The sequence below is a fragment of the Agrobacterium sp. ST15.16.055 genome (genome assembly GCF_027956555.1).
Lineage (GTDB): Bacteria > Pseudomonadota > Alphaproteobacteria > Rhizobiales > Rhizobiaceae > Agrobacterium > Agrobacterium salinitolerans.
Window position 1 is genome coordinate 208,551 of sequence record NZ_JAQKGN010000004.1, and the last position, 18,477, is coordinate 227,027.

The 18,477-nt window shown below is 58.6% G+C and carries 12 protein-coding genes; 7 read left to right on the forward strand and 5 right to left on the reverse strand.

Features of this window, described 5'->3' with window-relative positions; translation table 11 throughout:
* Positions 1-27 precede the first annotated feature (27 nt).
* Positions 28-1,476, forward strand: a complete 1,449-nt coding sequence (locus PL599_RS09110) for an alanine/glycine:cation symporter family protein (protein ID WP_271359019.1) — start codon at positions 28-30, stop codon at positions 1,474-1,476.
* A 158-nt stretch (positions 1,477-1,634) separates the two neighbouring features.
* On the opposite strand, the gene PL599_RS09115 is transcribed toward PL599_RS09110, so the two are convergent.
* Positions 1,635-3,617 carry a phosphatase PAP2 family protein gene (locus PL599_RS09115; RefSeq protein ID WP_271359020.1) on the reverse strand — a complete coding sequence of 661 codons (1,983 nt, stop codon included), beginning with the start codon at positions 3,615-3,617 and terminating at the stop codon, positions 1,635-1,637.
* A gap of 213 nt (positions 3,618-3,830) precedes the next feature.
* On the reverse strand, positions 3,831-5,111 hold the full coding sequence (locus PL599_RS09120; RefSeq protein WP_142913070.1) for an ABC transporter substrate-binding protein: 1,281 nt from the start codon (positions 5,109-5,111) through the stop codon (positions 3,831-3,833).
* Positions 5,112-5,305: 194 nt separating this feature from the next.
* Here PL599_RS09120 and PL599_RS09125 point away from each other — a divergent pair, with 194 nt between their 5' ends.
* From PL599_RS09125 to PL599_RS09150, 6 genes are read left to right on the forward strand one after another with little or no spacing between them, the layout of a single operon-like run.
* Entirely contained in the window at positions 5,306-7,828 is a 2,523-nt protein-coding gene (locus tag PL599_RS09125) for a hypothetical protein (RefSeq protein ID WP_271359021.1), read from the forward strand.
* A 13-nt stretch (positions 7,829-7,841) separates the two neighbouring features.
* Positions 7,842-8,936, forward strand: a complete 1,095-nt coding sequence (gene bglB, locus PL599_RS09130; RefSeq protein ID WP_271359022.1) for a beta-galactosidase BglB — start codon at positions 7,842-7,844, stop codon at positions 8,934-8,936.
* 5 nt (positions 8,937-8,941) lie between these two features.
* The gene (gene pglB / locus PL599_RS09135; protein ID WP_271359023.1) at positions 8,942-10,294 is read left to right on the forward strand and encodes a polygalacturonase PglB; all 1,353 of its coding nucleotides are present in this window, start codon (positions 8,942-8,944) and stop codon (positions 10,292-10,294) included.
* A complete protein-coding gene (locus tag PL599_RS09140) occupies positions 10,294-11,397 on the forward strand; it encodes an ABC transporter ATP-binding protein (protein ID WP_271359024.1) in 1,104 nt (367 codons plus the stop codon). The genes pglB and PL599_RS09140 overlap by 1 nt, the downstream gene beginning before the upstream one ends.
* Before the next feature lies 1 nt (position 11,398).
* On the forward strand, positions 11,399-12,394 hold the full coding sequence (locus tag PL599_RS09145) for a carbohydrate ABC transporter permease (protein WP_173991560.1): 996 nt from the start codon (positions 11,399-11,401) through the stop codon (positions 12,392-12,394).
* 2 nt (positions 12,395-12,396) lie between these two features.
* A complete protein-coding gene (locus PL599_RS09150) occupies positions 12,397-13,446 on the forward strand; it encodes a carbohydrate ABC transporter permease (RefSeq protein WP_142913080.1) in 1,050 nt (349 codons plus the stop codon).
* Positions 13,447-13,455: 9 nt separating this feature from the next.
* Here the strand turns inward: PL599_RS09150 and PL599_RS09155 are convergent, their stop codons facing one another.
* The 3 genes from PL599_RS09155 to PL599_RS09165 form a co-directional block, all read right to left on the reverse strand.
* Complete coding sequence (locus PL599_RS09155; RefSeq protein ID WP_193600486.1) at positions 13,456-14,502, reverse strand: LacI family DNA-binding transcriptional regulator; 1,047 nt, start codon at positions 14,500-14,502, stop codon at positions 13,456-13,458.
* Between the two features lie 183 nt (positions 14,503-14,685).
* Entirely contained in the window at positions 14,686-16,173 is a 1,488-nt protein-coding gene (locus PL599_RS09160; RefSeq protein ID WP_271359025.1) for an HlyD family type I secretion periplasmic adaptor subunit, read from the reverse strand.
* Positions 16,170-18,356: a type I secretion system permease/ATPase gene (locus PL599_RS09165; RefSeq protein ID WP_271359026.1), complete on the reverse strand. Its 2,187-nt coding sequence runs from the start codon at positions 18,354-18,356 to the stop codon at positions 16,170-16,172. The genes PL599_RS09160 and PL599_RS09165 overlap by 4 nt, the downstream gene beginning before the upstream one ends.
* Positions 18,357-18,477 lie beyond the last annotated feature (121 nt).

Consider the following 18,477-nt stretch of genomic DNA (forward strand, 5'->3'; position numbering starts at 1 on the left):
GCAACCGCGAAAACAGGAGAGACTGGCATGACGTCGATCATAGGATTTCTCAATACGTTTTTTTGGGGCTATGTTCTCATCTACGGATTGCTGGCTGTAGGCGTGTTCTTCACATTTCGCCTGGGCTGCCTGCAGATACGTCATTTTCCAGAGTTTATCCGCGTCGTCATGCGTGCGCCTGAGACGGATTCAGCTGGCATCACGCCGTTCCAGGCGCTTTGCACCAGCCTCGCCTCGCGGGTCGGCACAGGTAATCTGGCGGGCGTTGCGGTTGCAATGACGCTGGGCGGGCCAGGCGCTCTTTTCTGGATGTGGTTGGTGGCAGCACTGGGCATGGCAACAGCCTACGCCGAAAGCACGCTGGCGCAATTGTTCAAGGTTCGCGGGCAAAGCGGCGAGTATCGCGGCGGCCCGGCATTTTATATCGCTCGCGGCCTGAACGCCCCCTGGGCAGCGACAATCTTCGCGGTATGCCTGCTCCTGGTTTTTGGCCTCGTGTTCAACGCGGTGCAGGCAAATTCGATCGCCGAGGCGATGAATGGCGCATTTGGGGTACCCAAGCTTGCCGTTGGTGTCGTGATTGCCATCATTTCCGGTGTGGTCATTTTTGGCGGGATCAAGCAGATCGCACGTTGCGCAGAATATGTAGTCCCCTTCATGGCGGTCGCCTATCTCGGCGTTGCTTTGTACGTTCTGATCGTCAACATCGCGGATGTGCCCGCAGCATTCATGCTTATCATTAAGAGCGCGTTCGGCTTCGAACAGGCAGTTGGCGGCATTGCCGGCGCAATGCTGAACGGCGTCAAGCGTGGCCTCTTCTCAAACGAGGCCGGCATGGGCTCGGCGCCGAACATTGCCGCAGCTGCGACGCCCAATCCACATCACCCCTCCTCGCAAGGCATGGTGCAGGCGCTTGGCGTCTTCATCGATACGCTATTGATCTGCACCGCAACAGGGCTGATGATCGTGTTGTCCGGGGTGCTTGTGCCGGGCGGTGAGTTGACCGGTACGCCACTAACGCAGGCTGCCTTGACTGCCCATATCGGCGGTGCAGGGCATTACTTCATTGCGATCGCGATCTTCTTCTTCGCCTGGACTTCGGTGCTCGGCAACTATTCCTATGCCGAGAATGCTCTGGTCTATCTTGGATTGGACAACAAGATCGGTTTGACGTCAGCGCGTATCGGCCTGCTGTTGATGGTACTCTGGGGGTCTTACGAAAGCGCCATCACGGTCTTTGACGCTGCCGACGCATCGATGGGCCTGATGGCATCCATCAACCTCGTCGCGATTTGTCTGCTGTCGCCACTGGTCGTCAAATTGACACGCGACTACTTCGAACAGAAACAGTCCAAGAACCCGGTCTTTGATCCACATAAGTATCCGGAACTCTCCGGGAAGATCGATGCCGAAATCTGGCACGAGGTCTCCTCATCCCCGATTGCAGAGGTAGAGGTGAGCCCGGCCAAAGCTTGATAGCTTCGCGTTCGGGCGATCCGTCCGCAATTGGAACCGCTCTGCAGCCGCTCCGGGTTTGCTATTTCCTGTAGGGCGGCCAATTAGCCTACGGCACCTAAAGTCAAGAGCGAGCGGCGCGGCTGCGCATGCCGCGCCCAACCATATTTTGCGTAGGCTTATTCGACCACCACCGACAGTGCCGAGCCGGTATAAACCGGCCGCACCTTTACATTGCCCGCATCTATCGTGGCGAATGTCCCGGTCAGACCGTTGGCGGAGATCACGTCAAGCCGCGTGCCCGTGACTGGCGCGCCGCCATCGAAAATGAGCTTCAGCGTTGCGCCATCCAGCACCGCATTGCCCTTGATCCGAAGCTTAGTCTTCTGTGGGTCGACCGCCAGCGTGCCGCCAGACTGGTGATAGTCACCGCCGATGACGACCTGCTTCTCTCCCCCGAGCGAAAGCCTGCCGCCGCTCACCAGCACGCCGCCGGCTCCCAGCGCATTGGCGGAGGACGCCACCAGCGTTCCCTCCCGGACGATCGTGCCGCCGCCATAGCTGTTATGGCCGCCAAGCGTCAGCGCTCCACTGCCGGATTTGACGAGACGCCCTGCCCCGGCAATATCGTTCGCCCATGTGTCCGCCGCATTGAACCCGCCGGCGGCAGCATCCATCGTCACCTCGACATCGCCGTCAAACGCGCCGTAGCCACCGGCAGCGGCCACAAGATTGATACGGCCCCAGCCATTGCTGTCATCCAGCAGCGGATAACCCGCCTCAATGCCGGTGGAAAACAGCACGGCGCGGCGCTGGGCGGCATCGAGATAGGGCAGACGTGTCTCCAGCAGGACCTCCGCCCCCTTCGGCACCACCATCGGCGCATCGCCTGCGGCCTTGTCGCGGCTGAAGGAATAGGTCATGCGCCGGCGATAATCCGCCCCGTTCTTCGCCGCATCGCCAAATTGGTCGACATCCGGCTTTGCGCCATGGGCGAAATCGATGAGCGACTGACCCTGCGGCAGGCGCTTAGTGAAATAGGCGTGCAAGGCCGCATGCGCGGCTTTCTTCACCTCGGCATTTTTCGGGTCCTGCAACATGGCGGCGGCCATGGCGGTTGCGGTGATGCGGCCGCCGATCACGTCGAGCGGCGAATGCATGCCGGCGACGATGCGGCTCTCGCCGAGTTCGGAGGCCGCCGTCAGCAATTCGGAAAAGCGCTCCGGCACCGCATAGGCGTAAGCGATGGCGGCCAGATAGGCGGCATTGGTGTGCCCGCTCGGAAAACCGCCATCCTTGCCGCGACCGCGGGTTTCACGCACATATTTCAGCGCCGGCACGATGACGCCACGATCGCTTTCATAGCCTTCAAAGCTGCGGTCACCAATCGTTTCCTTGCCGGTCTCGATCACCTCGCCTTTGTCGTTCATGCGCCAGGGCCGTGGCGAGGAATAGAAATATTTTGCCGGCGAGGTCGTGCCCTCCGGGCCGCGGATCACCTTCATGAAGGCGACGAAATCCTTCAGTTCGCTATCGGCAGCACCCGCCTCGGTGCCCTTGTCGTCTTCCTTGAGAGCGATGACCTCGTTCGGATCGAAATCCGCCCGCGTATGATTGATCGTCGTCGTTGCGCCCGCCCCTTCCCGATACCAGGCGGCAAGCGGCCCCATGCCGTCGATGACGCTGTACCCCTGCGAACGCCGGTCGTTCAAATAGGCTTCGAAAGCGGCCGCGCGCGTGCGGTTCTCGCCGGTGACGGACAGCACGTAACGCATGTTTTCCTGCCAGACGGCGGGATCGACGATCTTCACATGGCTGAAATCCGCCGGGCCATCGCCATTGGCACCGCCATCCGCCCATTTTTCATCGCCAAGCGTCCAGATGCGGTTGAAACCGGAGAGGATTTCGATGATCGGATTGTCCCGGTCGTCATAGGCGCGAACCGCCTCGCCCTTCTCATTCTTGCCGGTCTGGTTGCGGTAATTGTCGGCAAGCGGCAGCGGATAGGGGGCGACCGGCTCAGGCACCGCGATGGTATAACCTTGACCTGCCAGTGCATTGCTATCGTATGCTTCGGCGCTCGAAACGAGTACCAGCAATGCAACGGAGGCAAGCAGGGCCGAGCGTGCGGAGGGAATGGACGACATCTTCAGTTTGGCCATGACGGAGGATCCTGTGATTTGACGCGTGACGAAAGCAGGCGCGCGCAAAGGTTCGGCGCACCGCGCCGTCAGCTTTAAGCCGGGCATATTGCAGTTTTTTTTCGATATGCTGATCAACATAGATCGCATGTAAGAGAACGGCCGGCAGATGGCGGCGCGATCTGCCCGAAGCTCGCTCCGGGCAGATCGACGTTTTATCTCGAAGCGACGCTCTTATTTCTTGACCGCAACCGCCTCGTTGATCTTTGCGACGTCGTCTTCCAGAACCTTGTAGGTCTGGTCGAGCGTCAATTCGCCGACGATGAGCTGGCTCATGCGCTGCACGATCTGCTGATACATGGCGCTGCCGCCCTTGACGCGTTCGAAATCGCGGGCCGCCTGCGGCACGTTCTTCTTGTTGTCGAGGAACACCTTCATCGCCGCCTTGGCGTCTTCGCTCTTCAGCTTGTATTGCGGATCGACGATCTCTGCGCCAGTCAGGATGACGTAGTTCTCGGCGATTTCCCGCTGCACCTTTTCGGAGCCGAGAAATTCGATGAAGTGCGCCACATCTTCCGGGTATTTGGTGCGCTTGAAGCCGACAATGGCGGTGCCGCCGGGCATGGCGTAGCATCCGGCATCGCCGCAGGGCGCATTGATCGCCGTCCATTCGAAATTGTCGCCGATCTTGTTCTGGAACGGATTGACCATCCAGTTACCGGCCAGATAGGTCACGACATTGCCGTTAACGAATTCGTCGCCCATGTTCTTGTACTGCGAACCGCCAGCCGCACCCCACATTTCCTTGGGGAAGCTGCCATTCTGCGTCCATGAATAGATATCGGCGATGTATTTCCTGGCCGCCTCATCCGGGAAGCTGAACTTGCCGTCCTTCACATAGGTCGAACCGTAAGAAAAGGCGCCGCCGGAAAAGCGGTGACCGGAACGGTCCATGGTGAAGGGGATTTGCACGCCGGTTGCCTTGGCGACCCGGGCGGAAGCCTCGACGATCTCGCTGAATTTGGCGGTCGGGCCCGGCAAGGGTTCGCCCGCCTGCTCGAACAGCGTCTTGTTGACGAAGGGCAGGTTCAGCGTCTGCGACGCCATATAACCGTTGATCGACTGCGGATCGTTGACATTCGGCAGACGAAGCTGATCGAGGCTCGAACCGTGCAGCTTTGCGAATGCATCCGCATCCTTCATGTAAGGGCGCATGTCGAGATAATAGGGTGCAAGCTGCCAGTCGGTGATCTTGGCGATATCAGGACCTTCGCCGACCGCAAGCTGCACCGGCAGCTGCTTGGAAACCGCATCATAACCCGAAGACACGAAATTGATCTTCACACCTGGATTGGCAGCCTCGAACTCCTTGCTGAGATCGGCCATGCGCTGCACGTACCCCTGGTCGTCATCCGTAAAAAGGAAAGTAATCGTTCGGGTCTCGGCTTGGGCCGTCGCAAGACCCGCGACTGAGGCCACTACGAGGGCGCTGACGCCCGAAAACAATTTCATCATGCTCATCCTCCCAATGAAAATATTTTCATAAATCGAACGGAAGCTCCTCTTCTTAATTCGATTTATAATGTTTTGCGGCTTGACAGAATAAACGTCAAGCTGTTTGTTTTGGCGAAATCGCACAAATCGAAGCGAAAGAGCGAAAACAAGTTTGTGAAAATAATTTCATAAAGATCGACGGGAGGCGATCCATTATGACGGATGGGCCATTTGCGGCGAACGCGTCGCAGCCGACATATACCGTTGCAAACGGCGAAACGGTGACCGCATGGATCGTCTCCGATCTGGTAGAGACGTCTTTTCCCGGGACCGCGGCCCCCGCCGAAGACCACGTGAACTATCGCTTCATCAACGGTTTCGTGGATGTGGGCGACCTGCCCTGCCGCAAGGCCTTCCAGCAGACCATGATCGACCGCGATATCGCACCCGAGAATGGCTTTACGGTTTCGCACCTCAACCTGCCAGGCTCCAACCGCCGCGTCGAATTCACCGGCTTCTGGCATGTTCCCACCCACGTGCAGCGCTGGCTGAAGGGCACATTCCGCAGCGAAGCTGCAAGACAGGCGCATTTTCGGCTGCGCACATGCGGTGGCGTCCGCATCTGGGTCGGCGGCGTTGAACAGGTCCGTTTCGAACCCTTCATCCGCAATGTCGAAAGCAGCCGTGACATCACGCTCGATCTTTCGGCCGGCGATAACGAGGTGCTGCTGCTCTGCGAGGATCTGGCGGAGCGCGACATCATCTGGTTCTTCGAGCTTGAGGTCGTCCACGCCGTGCCGCTGACCGTCGTGCTGCCCGTGCCGCTCAACCGCGAGGAGACGAAGCGCCTTGCTGCGCTGGTGCGCGATGTTCACCCGGCGCGGGACGTGTTTTCCGGCTCGGCCCTCGAACTGGTCTTCGGGGCGCCGCCTTCGCACGATCTGCCGGTGCATATCGCCGTCAAAAGCCATGGCCATGAGCGCGCCACGCTTGCGGAGGTGAATACGGTGCTGAAGGCGGGGCAATCCTCGCTGACGATCCCCGAAACGACAGGCATTTCGGATGGGTATCACGGTGTCAAAATCACCATGGGTTCGGAAACGGGAACGGTAACGCGCGTCATCGACGCCGCTTTCATGCATGATATCGCGCCGGAAGCATCCAAGGCCGATATCATCGAGCGAAAAAAGGCAGCGCTTTCCTTCAGCGCCCGCTTCGGCGCCTGGCGCATCGGCCGCGCGCTGGCGATGGTCGCCACCGGCAGCGATGACATCGAGAAGATCGGCGGCATCGTCGATGCGACGCTGCATTCCATTGATCGGCGGGAAGACTGCTCCGATTTCGTCATGATCCCGCTTCTGTGGCTGGTGCGCGCCTATGGTGATCGCCTGCCGGCAGAGATGCGGGCGCGGATCGATGCCTCGATCCTCGGCTATCGCTACTGGGTGGACGAACCGGGCAATGACGTCATGTGGTTCTGGAGCGAGAACCATGTTCTGTGCTTCCACACCAGCCAGTTGCTGGCCGGTGAATATCTGCCGGATGCCGTCTTCGCCGCGTCGGGCCGCACCGGCAAAGAACAGGCGGCGCTGGCGGCCGACCGGCTGGAGCGCTGGTTCGACAGCGTCGAGGCCCATGGGCTGGCCGAATGGAACTCCGCTGCCTATTATCCGGTAGATTTCATCGGCCTTCTCGCCATCGAACATTGGGCAGGACCGGAGCTTGCCGCCCGCGCGCGCTATCAGATCGATCTCATTTTCGAAATGATCGCGCTGCACACGCTTGGCGGCGTTCCCTCCGGTTCGCAAGGGCGGGCTTATGACAAGGAGCTGCGCGCCGGGCCGCTGACGGAACTGGCGCCGTTTGCGCAGGTCGCCTTCGGTCAGGGCTGGCTTAACAATGGCGTCGCCTCGCTACCGATGTTCTGCTGCGGCAACTACCTGCCGCCGGCGCATCTTGCCGCCCTCTCCCAGCTGGAAAGCGGCCGTGCGGTCGAAGCGCGTTATGCGCAGGGGCTGGAGCCCGGCAAGCTCGTACTGTTCAAGAACGAGGCCGCCCAGCTTTCCACCGTTGTCGATCACAAGACCGGCCGCAAGGGTCACCAGCAGCACGTCATGGACATCAAGCTTTCCGGCCACCCCATGGCGCGGCTGTGGGTCAATCATCCCGGTGAGGACGATCCGTGGGGCAGCCAGCGCCCCTCCTATTGGGCGGGAAGCGGCATCCTGCCGCGCGTGGCGCAACATCGCGATCTGGCGATGCTGATCTTCGACACTGAGGATCACCGCAACGACTGGACCCACGCCTATCTCGGCCGCGACGGGCTGGAGGAGGTGCTTGTGGAAGGCAACTGGCTCATCACCCGGTCCGGCCGCGGCTTTGCCGCCCTTTACGCCACGAACGGCCTTGAACCCGTCACCTCTGGCGCCACCGCCAACCGCGAGATCAGATCACCCGGCCGCCGCGCCGGTTGGGTCGGTGTCATCGGCTGCGGCGACACGCAAGCTTTCGCCCGTTTCCGCGAGAAAATTCTCGCCACGAAGATCACCTTCGATGCCGAAAGCAGGCTCCTCTCAGTCACGCCACCCGGCGGACCGGAACTCACTCTCAACTGGGACGGCGCATTCACCATCGGCGGACAGGCCATGGCCTTCGACCATGACCAGCCACAACCGAAAATCACCTTCGACAGTGCCGACCCAGCTTCGGGCAGCGCTGCAAAACCCTTCTACTCCTAAGCGGAATTGACAGATGAACCAGCCAAGCATGGAAAAAGACACTCTCAGGACGACCATCGACAATGTCGCCGCCGCCTTCAGCCGCCTCAAAGGCATTCAGGAAGGTCTGGTCAGCGGCAGTTCCGACGGCAAGATCCAGTTCGATGAATGGGACTGGGAAGTGGGTGTCGGTCTTTACGGCTTCCTGCGGCGGGCGCTCGCCGCCAACGACCGGAAGGCACTGGACGACCTCGTGACATGGTATAGCTGGCAGATCGACCGTGGCCTGCCGCCGCGCCAGATCAACAGTTCCGCGCCGATGCTGCCGCTCGTCATTCTGACCGAACATGTCGACCGGCCGGATTTCCGGGCGCTGGTGGAGGACTGGGCCGACTGGCTGGTGCATCAATTGCCAAAAACCGAAGATGGCGGCTTCCAGCATGTCGTGAAGGAACGGCTGAATGAAGGTGAGCTCTGGGACGACACACTGTTCATGGCCTGTCTGTTTCTCGCCCGCGCCGGTGTGGTCTGTAAACGTCAGGACTGGATTGATGAAGCCGTCTACCAGTTCATGATCCATGCGCGGTATCTCTCCGACCCCATCACCGGGCTCTGGTATCACGGCTGGACCTTCAACGGGCGCCATAATTTCGCGGACGCCTTCTGGGCGCGCGGCAATTCCTGGATCACCGTCGCCATTCCCGAGCTCTTCGAACTGGTGCCGACGCTTGCGGGGAAAGACAAGCGTTTCCTCGCCAATGTGCTGGCAAGCCAGGTGCGGTCGCTAAGAAAATATCAGCGCGAAGACGGCATGTTCCATACGCTGCTCGATGACCCGACCTCGCCGGTGGAAACATCGGCAACCGCCGGCATCGCCTATGGCATTCTGCGCGGCATTGAGGCCGGCATTCTCGGCGAGGAAAACCGGCCCCATGCGGAACGCGCGCTGAAGGCGGTGCTCGGCAATATCGATGACGAAGGCGTCGTTCACGGTGTCTCCGACGGCACCCCGATGGGACACGACCTCGATTTCTACCGCCGCATCCCCAATCTGCCCACGCCCTATGGGCAAGCGCTGACGATGCTGCTTCTGATCGACGTTTTTCTGAAAAGGCCAAAGGCATCGTGACTATCATGAACATCAGTCAGGACATCACAGTTGCAGCAGGTGGCGTTGATGCCACGGCGGCCATTCAGCAGGCTATCGATGCCGTGTCATCAGCAGGCGGCGGGCGCGTGTCTCTCTCGGCCGGGCGTCATGTCAGCGCCGGCCTCCATCTTAAAAGCGGCGTGGAACTGCACCTTGCCGAAGATGCCGTGCTTGCTCCCGTTTCCGATTACGACGCTTACGCGCTCACCCGGGTTTCGGTGATTGCCGAAGACTCCGATCGCGGCATGATCATCGCGAACGGCGCCCATGACATCGCCGTCACCGGTCCCGGCCGCATCGAGGCCGGCGGTGAAAACTTCATCATCGGCGACGACAAGGCCATGGGCACCTATATCCCGGCGAAAAAGCGGCCGCGCGTCATGGTGCTTGAAAGCTGCCGCAACGTCCGTCTTGAAAACCTGAACGTTAGTGGCTCCCCCATGTGGACGCTGCATATGGTCGATTGCGAAGACCTTCATTTCCGCAATCTGCGCATCGAAAACGACCGCCGGCTGCCCAATACGGACGGCATCGTGCTTGACGCCTGCCGGCGCGCGCTGATCGAGGATTGCTTGATCTCGACCGCCGATGACGGCATCTGCCTGAAGACCAGCGCCGGGCCGGATGGCAAGGCAGTGGGCATGTGCGCCGATATTACCGTTCGCCGCTGCACCGTTTCCAGCATGAGCTGCGCACTGAAGCTCGGCACGGAATCCTTCGGCGATTTTACCGATGTGGTGTTCGAGGATTGCAAGGTCGTGCAGTCAAACCGCGGCATGGGTCTTTTCTCCCGTGATGGCGGCGCGATGCGGAACATCCGCTTTTCAAGGATCGAGGCCGAGTGCCATGAAACGCCGGGCGGTTTCTGGGGTTCTGGCGAAGCGGTCACCGTCACCGTTGTCGACCGCCGCCCGGAGCGTCAGGCTGGCAGAGTCGACAATCTGATCGTGGAAGACTTAAGCGGTTCGATGGAAGGAGCAATCAATCTTGTCTCCACCTCGGCGGCCGGCATTCACAATGTCAGGCTCGAGCGCATCACACTTGCGCAGCAGCCAGGCATGCTCGGCACCGGCCTGCAATACGATCTGCGCCCCACCAATGCCGATATAGCGCCAAGCGCCGATGCGGCCGGTCGCGCCAATGCCTGGACGCAGGATGCTGCGGGCCGGATTGTCGGCATGGAGGATTATCCGGGCGGCATGCCCGCGATCTATCTGGAAGGCGTTCACGACTTTTCGGCTGATGATGTCGCCATCAAGAGAGCGATGCCCTTGCCCGAGGGATGGAACGGTCAGGAGATCGTCGCGACTGCGAGCTCGGTTGAAGGGAGCATATGATGGGAAGTCTGCAACTCGAAAACCTCAACAAGGCGTTCGGCGCCGTTCATGTACTGCATGATATCGATCTTCAGATCGAAAACGGCGAATTCGTCGTTTTCGTCGGGCCCTCGGGCTGCGGAAAATCGACGCTGCTGCGCATCATCGCCGGTTTGGAAGACGTGACGTCGGGCAGCATCGCCATCGGAAATCGCGATGTCAGCGCGCTGTCGCCGGCCGAGCGCAAGATCGCCATGGTCTTCCAGTCCTATGCGCTTTATCCACATATGAGCGTGCGCAAGAACCTTGCATTCGGGCTGGAGAACCTGCGTTTCAAGCGGGCGGAGATCGAAAGCCGCATTAACGAGGCGGCGCGCATGCTCGCCATCGAGCCCTATCTCGACCGCAAGCCGAAACAGCTTTCCGGCGGCCAGCGCCAGCGCGTCGCCATCGGCCGCGCCATCGTGCGCGAGCCTGACATCTTCCTGTTCGACGAACCTCTTTCCAACCTCGATGCGGCGCTGCGCGTGCAGACACGCGCCGAAATCACCCGGCTGCACCGTGATATCAAAACGACGATGATCTATGTCACCCACGATCAGGTGGAAGCCATGACCATGGCCGACAAGATCGTGGTGCTGCGCGCCGGGCGCATCGAGCAGGTGGGCAGCCCGCTTGAGCTTTTCGACAATCCGCGCAATCTCTTCGTCGCCGGTTTCCTCGGCTCGCCGCGCATGAACATGCTGAAGGGCACCATCACCAAGGGCGAAGACGGCGGCATCGCCATCGATGCCGGTTACGGCGTGTCCCTGCCCTGCCTTGTCGATCCGGCGGCCGTCAGTCCAGGGCAGGCGGTTCTTGCGGGCATCCGCCCCTCGCATTTCACCATCGTGGATACCGGCCTGCCGTTCGAGGTTCAGTATCATGAAAGCCTCGGCACCGAGACCTATCTCTACGGCAATATCAAGGGCGAGAAAGAACAGATCATCGTGCACCAGGCAGGCCATTTCGCCCCCGCTTCCGGCTCGGTGCTGAAAATCATGCCAGCGCGGGAAAAAGTGCATGTCTTCGATCCGGCCACCGAACTGGCACTTCCGCGCATCGCGAGCGAAGGGAGAGGTTAGCATGGCCAATCCGAAGCTTGCGAGACTGTCCGACCGCGCGCTCGATGCCGTGATGGCGATTGCCGAAGTGCCGCTCAATCTCATCGAGCGGCTGATCGGCAAAAGGCGCATGCCCTATATCTTCCTGATGCCGAACCTCGTTCTTTTCGGCATCTTCACCTTCCTGCCGATTGCCATTGCCGTCGGCTACGCTTTCACCGGCGGCACCGAACTATTGATCACCGACCGCCCCTTCGTCGGTTTGGAGAATTTCGGCAAGCTGCTGGATTGCCAGAGCTATATGGACCCCGGCAGCTGCCGGGAATCGCTGTTCTGGACGGCAATCTGGAACACGCTGTGGTTCGTCGGCTTCAACGTCATCGCCACGTTGCTGGTCGCACTCATCACCGCGCTCATCCTCAACAGAGCGATTGCCGCGCGCGGTTTCTTTCGCGCCATGTTCTTTTACCCGGTCCTGCTGTCGCCCGTCGTCATCGGCCTCATCTGGAAATGGTTTCTGGACCGCAACGGCCTGCTCAATGCCTTCTTCCAGATGCTGGGCGTGCCGCCGGAAATCTTCCTGCTGGATGTCGGCTGGTCGCGGTTCTTCGTCGTTGTGGTTTCGGTCTGGTTCCACATGGGCTTTTATACGCTGATCCTGCTCGCCGGCCTTCAGGCCATCCCGAAGGACCTCTATGAAGCCGCCGCCATCGACGCCGCCTCACCCCGGCGCACCCTCCTGCGCATCACCCTCCCGCTTCTCGGCCCCAACCTGCTCGTCGTGCTCATCCTCTTGATGATCCGCTCCGTGCAGATCTTTGATGAAGCATGGGTTCTGACCAATGGCGGCGGACCGGGCACGGCCAATACATTCGTGGTGCAATATATCTACCAGATGGCCTTCGGCAGCGATCTGAGGCTCTTCGGCCTGGCATCCGCCGCATCGGTTCTGATGGGCCTTGTGCTTCTTGCACTCACCCTCGTGCAGTTGCGCCTCGGCAAAAAGATGGAGTCCTGACCATGTCCAACGCCGTCTCTTTCCTCACACGCACCCGCCGCCCCGGCCGGATCGGCCTTACCGATATCCTCTCCTGGGTCTGGCTCATCGGCGGCACGCTTGCCGTCCTCATCCCGGTTGTCTGGGCCGCCATGTCATCGCTGAAACCGGAAGCCGAAATCACCCGGTTTCCGCCGAGCCTTCTGCCGCGCGCCGCCGTGCAGGTGGAAGTCCAGGGTTACGACAAACCTCTCAGCCTGTGGAAAGCCCCCATCGACGGTATGGAGCGGGAAATGGCCATGATCCGCCGCATCGGCCTGAAAGCCCAGATGGTCGACCCTGCCAATCCCGGCCCGCCCGTCAGCGTCGATACCCGCGAAATAACGCCCGTCCAGAAACTGACTGTTGCGACGGAGAACTTTACCGATCCGCTCACCCGGTTCAGCTTTTTGACCTTCCTCAAGAACTCGGTCTTCGTCACCTTCGTCGCAACCGTCCTGACGCTGATCGTCAACGCCATGGCCGCCTTTGCGCTGTCGAAATACCGTTTCCGCGGTGAGAAGGCGATCTTCGTGCTGATCATCTCGACGCTCATGATCCCGCTCACCGTCGTCATGGTGCCGGCCTATCTCGTGATCGTCGGCGTCGGCCTCGTCGACAATCTCTGGGGCGTCATCATCCCGACGGTCGCGACGCCGACCGGCGTGTTCCTGCTCAGGCAATATATGCTGACCATTCCCGACGAACTGATCGAGGCGGCTCGCGTCGATGCGGCAAGCGAATTCCGCATATTCTGGCGCATCATCCTGCCGCTGACGGCCCCGGCGCTTGCGGTCCTCGCCATCTTCTCGGTGCTCTGGCGCTGGAACGACTTCCTCTGGCCGCTGATCGTTCTCAGCAGCCGTGAAAACTTCACGCTGCAGGTGGGGCTGAACGCCTTCCAGGGGGAGTTCTCGGTGCAATGGCACTATATTCTGGCCATGACCTTCCTCAGCCTCGCACCCGTCACCGTCGTATTCCTGTTCCTGCAGCGCTACATCACGACGGGCATTGCCGGCACGGGCATGAAATAAAACGACAAATCATTTGGGGGGCGGCGCAATGCTGCCCCTCAACACCAGCCGACAACCGAGTTCCAGCCGGTGCGCTGGACGTGTCGGATCGGCCGCCATAAGGCGCTGCTCCAGCAGCGAAAGCGCCGCACCGCCCAACCGGTCGGCGGGCAACTGGATGGTGCTGAGCGGCGGCGCACTGAAGGCCGCCGGCATGATATCGTCAAACCCCAGCACCGAAACATCGTCCGGCACCCGGATTCCTGCCTCCGTCAGGGCCTTCAGACAGCCGAGCGCCAGATTGTCGGCGGCGCAGAAAATCGCGGTGGCGTTTCTGAGCGGCTTGTCTTGGGCCAGCAGACGACGGATGGCAGCCTCGCCCCATTCAGGCTCATAGCTCTCCACCTCGATGACCATATCGGCGGGAACAGCGAGACCTGCCGCTAGATACGCGTCGCTATAGCCATCGTAACGGCGGCGGATCGTCGTGCGGCCCTTCCAGGTGATGTGAAGAATATTGCGATGCCCGAGAGACAGCAGATGTTCGATGCCGAGCCGCGCACCAAAACGGTTCTCGGCCGTTACCGTATCGACGATCATGGCCGGGTCCTCGCCATTGATCAGCACCACCGGCCGCGCACGCGCAGACAGCGCCTCGACCAGTTGCGGCCTGTCATCGTTCAGGATGACGATACCGTCGACCTTTTCAGCATCCGCCGCCGCCGCCACCGCAACCGGGTCGAGCCGGCTCGTTGCGCTGACATAGGGAACGATGCGAATGCCGCGCCGCTCGCATTCACGCCGGAAACCGTTCAGCATGGTCCAGCTGACCATGTTGAGATCGCTCTGCGGTGCGGCATCATTGGTCATGGCCAGAAGCACCACGCGCAGGGTGGCGATCGTCGCCTTCTGTCTGCGGTTCTCGAGATAACCGAGCGCCCGGGCCGCCTCCAGCACCCGGTCGCGAACCTGCGTGGTCAAGGGTGCGGTGCCGTTGATGGCGTGCGAAGCCGTACTCAGCGAAACATTCGCCTCCCGCGCCACGTCCTTAAGCGTCGTTTTCCTATCCGCTTTCATATAGGGAAAATTCAACCACTCTTCTTCAGACGGTGCGGGCAGAAAGCCTGCCTCACGCAGTTTATATATAGCCTATCTTTGCCATCTCTGTAGAGAAAAACTACAGCATCATCCTGAAATTCGGAATTGATTTCTTTGGATTTTTTGTGAACGGCTACATATTGGATCAGGCGGATTTCGAAATCATCGCTCTTTCATCGCTTCGGACGTAACCTCCGCTAGCGGCGAAAACAGATACTCCAAAATTCGTCGCTGCCCTGTTTTGATTTCTACAGTTACACTCATGCCAGGCGTAACCGGGACAAACCGGCCACTGATTTGCATCGCACTATCCTGAAGAGCGACGGTAACGGGAAAAACAAGATTTTGTACTCTTTGTGCGTTACCCGTGGGAACAACGGATTGGGTAGTTTGCGCTGTTGTTGACTCGAGATTTTGAGCATCCGGTTCAGGAATGGCATCCGCGGAGATATGCTTTACCTCTCCTTTCAAAACGCCAAAACGGGTGTGCGGATAGGCGTCGACTTTCACAATTGCGGACTGCCGCGCTTCAACGAAACCAATATCTTTGTTTGGAAGATATGCTTCAATCTCCAGAACCGAATCGAATGGCACGATACGCATTAGCTCAGTATTCGCCGACACCACTTGCCCTACGGAGGTGATGGATGAAAGTTGAACGACGCCGTCAATTGGCGATCGTATCTGGAGGCGCTGCCTTCGACTTTTTATCTTGATCAACTCCTGCTCCAATTCATCCTTGGCTCGCAATGCTTCCAGCCAACGGTTTGAATTGTCGGCGGATGCCGATTCTATAATTTTTTCACTCTCTGCTATGACAACATTCACCTCCGCTTTTGACACCATGAGTTGTGCCATCTTGTCGGCTAATACCGACTTCGCCTCCTGATATTCCTGCTTTGCATCAAAGACTTCGACTTGTGAGCCTGCGCGAGACAGAAAAATTTGCGTCCGCATATCGACCCGTTGCTCCAGCGTCTGGATAAGTTCGCGTTGGGACGCGATCGCCTCCGTCAACCCGACAATCTGCTCTTCTTTTTGCCGCCGTTGGGCGGCAAGACTAACTATACTGGCCCACAGGCTCCGAAGATCTGCCTCAAATACAGTTTGTTCACGTTGACGGATGGAAACAGGGATCTCACTGGCAAAAATAAGGACTGGATATCCCGACTCGTCAGGTTGTTGCCACGTGCTTTTCTTGAGCCCGGCCAGCACCTCCCTAAACGCACTGCGCCGCAGAGTTTCGGCCTGAAGAGTATGAAAGCTGCTCGATTTCGCGGCCTCTTCTGCTCTCGTTTCAGTGTCCTCCAGTTCAGCAACAATCTCGCCCGCCTCGACGCGATCTCCGTTACCGACGACAACTGAACTGGTCGTTCCATGTTCAAGGGATTCAATGATTTTTACGCGCCCGACCGGTTGAATCTTGCCCTGCGCCGTTGCGACAATGTCAAATTTGCCAAACCATCCCCAAGCAAGCAGCGAGGTTGCCAGAACGCAGATGAACCATAAAAAAGCAATCCGGATGGGAGACTGCGGGGTCTCCAATATCTCGAGAGCGGCCGGGAGAAACTCCATATCCCGGCGAGACACTGCCTCATTATTTTTGCCGGCAAGCTTCGCGTGCCGGGTAAGACGAGCGTGGACTTTCACGCGAAAACACTTCCACTTTGAAGGTTCCAGAGATGAGCATAGGTTCCACTGGCGCGAGCAAGTAGCTCCTCATGGGTCCCTTGCTCAGTGATGGCGCCGTCCTTCATGCCGATAATGCGGTTACAATAACGAACAGTGGCCAGCCTGTGAGCGATGATGATGACTGTACGGCCGCGTACGATATCGCGCATGTTCTGGAGAATGATGCGTTCGCTTTCATAATCGAGCGCACTGGTCGCCTCGTCGAGAATGAGTAAAGGGGGATTGGTTGCCAGCGCACGCGCCAAAGCTATTCTTTGCCGCTGTCCACCAGAAAGATTTGCGCCACGCTCCTCAATCATTGTATCGTAACCGCGAGAAAGCTTGGTAATAAACTCGTCTGCACCGGACATTCGTGCCATCCGGATTACCATTTCGCGAGACATTGCGGGATTACTGAATGCAATATTCTCATGAACAGTGCGATTAAACAGCATGTTTTCCTGCAGCACCACGCCGATATGACTTCTCAGCCACGCGGGATCGGTTTTTGATATGTCCTGGCCATCCAGAAATACCTGACCGCTATCGGGTAAATAGAACCGCTGAATAAGCTTCGTAAGAGTAGACTTCCCGGAACCGGAAGCTCCGACGATTCCCACCACTTCACCCGGCCGAATGGTAACATTAATATCGTTCAGGACATTTGGTGTATCAGGCCGATACCGAAAGTTGACCCGCCTGAACTCCAAGGCACCTCTTGGCGGCGGCAGATTGATGGGTGTTCTTGGCCGTGGTTCCGCAGGGGCATTCAAGATATCCGCCAACCTCGAAACCGATATCTGGACCTGCTGAAAATCCTGCCACAATTGAGAGAGCCGTAAAATCGGCTGCGACACCTGACTGGCAATCATATTAAACGCAACAAGTGCCCCGACACTCAATTCACCATTGATAACGGATTGCGCTCCAAACAGTAGCAGCGCCGCACTCGTAATCTTGTTGATGTACTGAATGGCGTTTTGCCCCTTGGAAGCAAGCATTGTCGCAGCGAAAGAAGACCGCACATAGGCCGCCAGCCGCTCTTCCCATTGCGCGGAAACGACAGGCTCGACTGCTGACGCCTTCAGCGTCTGAATGCCAACAACGGTTTCCACCAGTAACTGCTGGCTGTAGGCACCCCGGTCAAACTTCTCATCGATACGCTCTTTAAGAAATGGCCGGATCAGAATTCCAATCCCAATATAAAATGGGATTGAGGCAACAACGATCCATGCCAAGGTCGTCGAATAACAAAACAGAACGAATATGAAAACGCCTGTAAAAAGCAGATCGAGACCTGAGAACAGTCCCTGCCCCGTCAGAAAATCCCGAATGGTCTCCAACTCCCTAATGCGGGCAACGGTTTGACCTGCAGCCCGCGTTTCGAAATAGCTCAAAGGCAGGTTCATCATATGCCGAAAGAGCCTCTGGCCGAGTTCGACATCGATACGGTTGGTGGTATGGGATAGAGCATATGTTCTGAGATATTGGAGAATGACATCAAAGAGGCCGAGTGCGACAAGCCCGACAACCAGAACGATAAGAGTTGAATAGCTTCTGTGAGCAAGCACCTTATCGACCACTACCTGAAAGAACAGGGGCGTTACGAGTGCAAAAATCTGTACAAAAAGCGAAGCGATTAAGACGTGGCCGAATGCCTTGCGGTATCGGAACAGGGATGGAAGAAACCATCGAAAACCGAAAGTTTCCCTGGAAGCGCCCGGCCCTGCAAATCGCCTTTGCACGAGAATGAACGCGCCGTTGCCAGCCTCCAGCAAACCGGCAATATCCATCTGCCGTACAGCCAGATTTTCAGGATCGGCGACCTTGCACATGCCCTCGCCTGCCGCTCCAAGATACAGGCCATAGGTGCCGTCATTAAAGCAGAGCACAGCGGGAACCGGTAACGACATGATGCGCTTTTCCGATTTCGCCTGGATAAGTCTTGCTTTCAGACCGATATTCTTTGCGGCCCTCAAAATATCGTGGGAATGCGCTTTACCTGAAATAGCAAGCTCATATCGGAGTTTTTTCGGGGAGGCCGCTATCCGATAGTGAGCGGCGATAGCACACAGGGCGGCGAGACCGCTATCATGTTCAGTTTCAGACGTCTTTGGATCATCGATTTTTCGTTCGTGTTTGAAATCAACGAGACCTGGCATGGCTCTATTCTGTTTCATCGATATTTGTGTGATGACACAGCCACATGGACGTGGCTAACGCCTGAACTGCACGCGATGGCTAGCCTGAGAGTCGGCTGGCGCGTGAGACAAACACGCCAGC

Bases quoted from the DNA above. Each gene is read 5' to 3' on its own strand.
- PL599_RS09110 (WP_271359019.1), top strand. From the start codon at position 28: ATGACGTCGATCATAGGATTTCTCAATACGTTTTTTTGGGGCTATGTT.
- PL599_RS09115 (WP_271359020.1), bottom strand. From the start codon at position 3,617: ATGGCCAAACTGAAGATGTCGTCCATTCCCTCCGCACGCTCGGCCCTG.
- PL599_RS09120 (WP_142913070.1), bottom strand. From the start codon at position 5,111: ATGATGAAATTGTTTTCGGGCGTCAGCGCCCTCGTAGTGGCCTCAGTC.
- PL599_RS09125 (WP_271359021.1), top strand. From the start codon at position 5,306: ATGACGGATGGGCCATTTGCGGCGAACGCGTCGCAGCCGACATATACC.
- bglB (WP_271359022.1), top strand. From the start codon at position 7,842: ATGAACCAGCCAAGCATGGAAAAAGACACTCTCAGGACGACCATCGAC.
- pglB (WP_271359023.1), top strand. From the start codon at position 8,942: ATGAACATCAGTCAGGACATCACAGTTGCAGCAGGTGGCGTTGATGCC.
- PL599_RS09140 (WP_271359024.1), top strand. From the start codon at position 10,294: ATGGGAAGTCTGCAACTCGAAAACCTCAACAAGGCGTTCGGCGCCGTT.
- PL599_RS09145 (WP_173991560.1), top strand. From the start codon at position 11,399: ATGGCCAATCCGAAGCTTGCGAGACTGTCCGACCGCGCGCTCGATGCC.
- PL599_RS09150 (WP_142913080.1), top strand. From the start codon at position 12,397: ATGTCCAACGCCGTCTCTTTCCTCACACGCACCCGCCGCCCCGGCCGG.
- PL599_RS09155 (WP_193600486.1), bottom strand. From the start codon at position 14,502: ATGAAAGCGGATAGGAAAACGACGCTTAAGGACGTGGCGCGGGAGGCG.
- PL599_RS09165 (WP_271359026.1), bottom strand. From the start codon at position 18,356: ATGCCAGGTCTCGTTGATTTCAAACACGAACGAAAAATCGATGATCCA.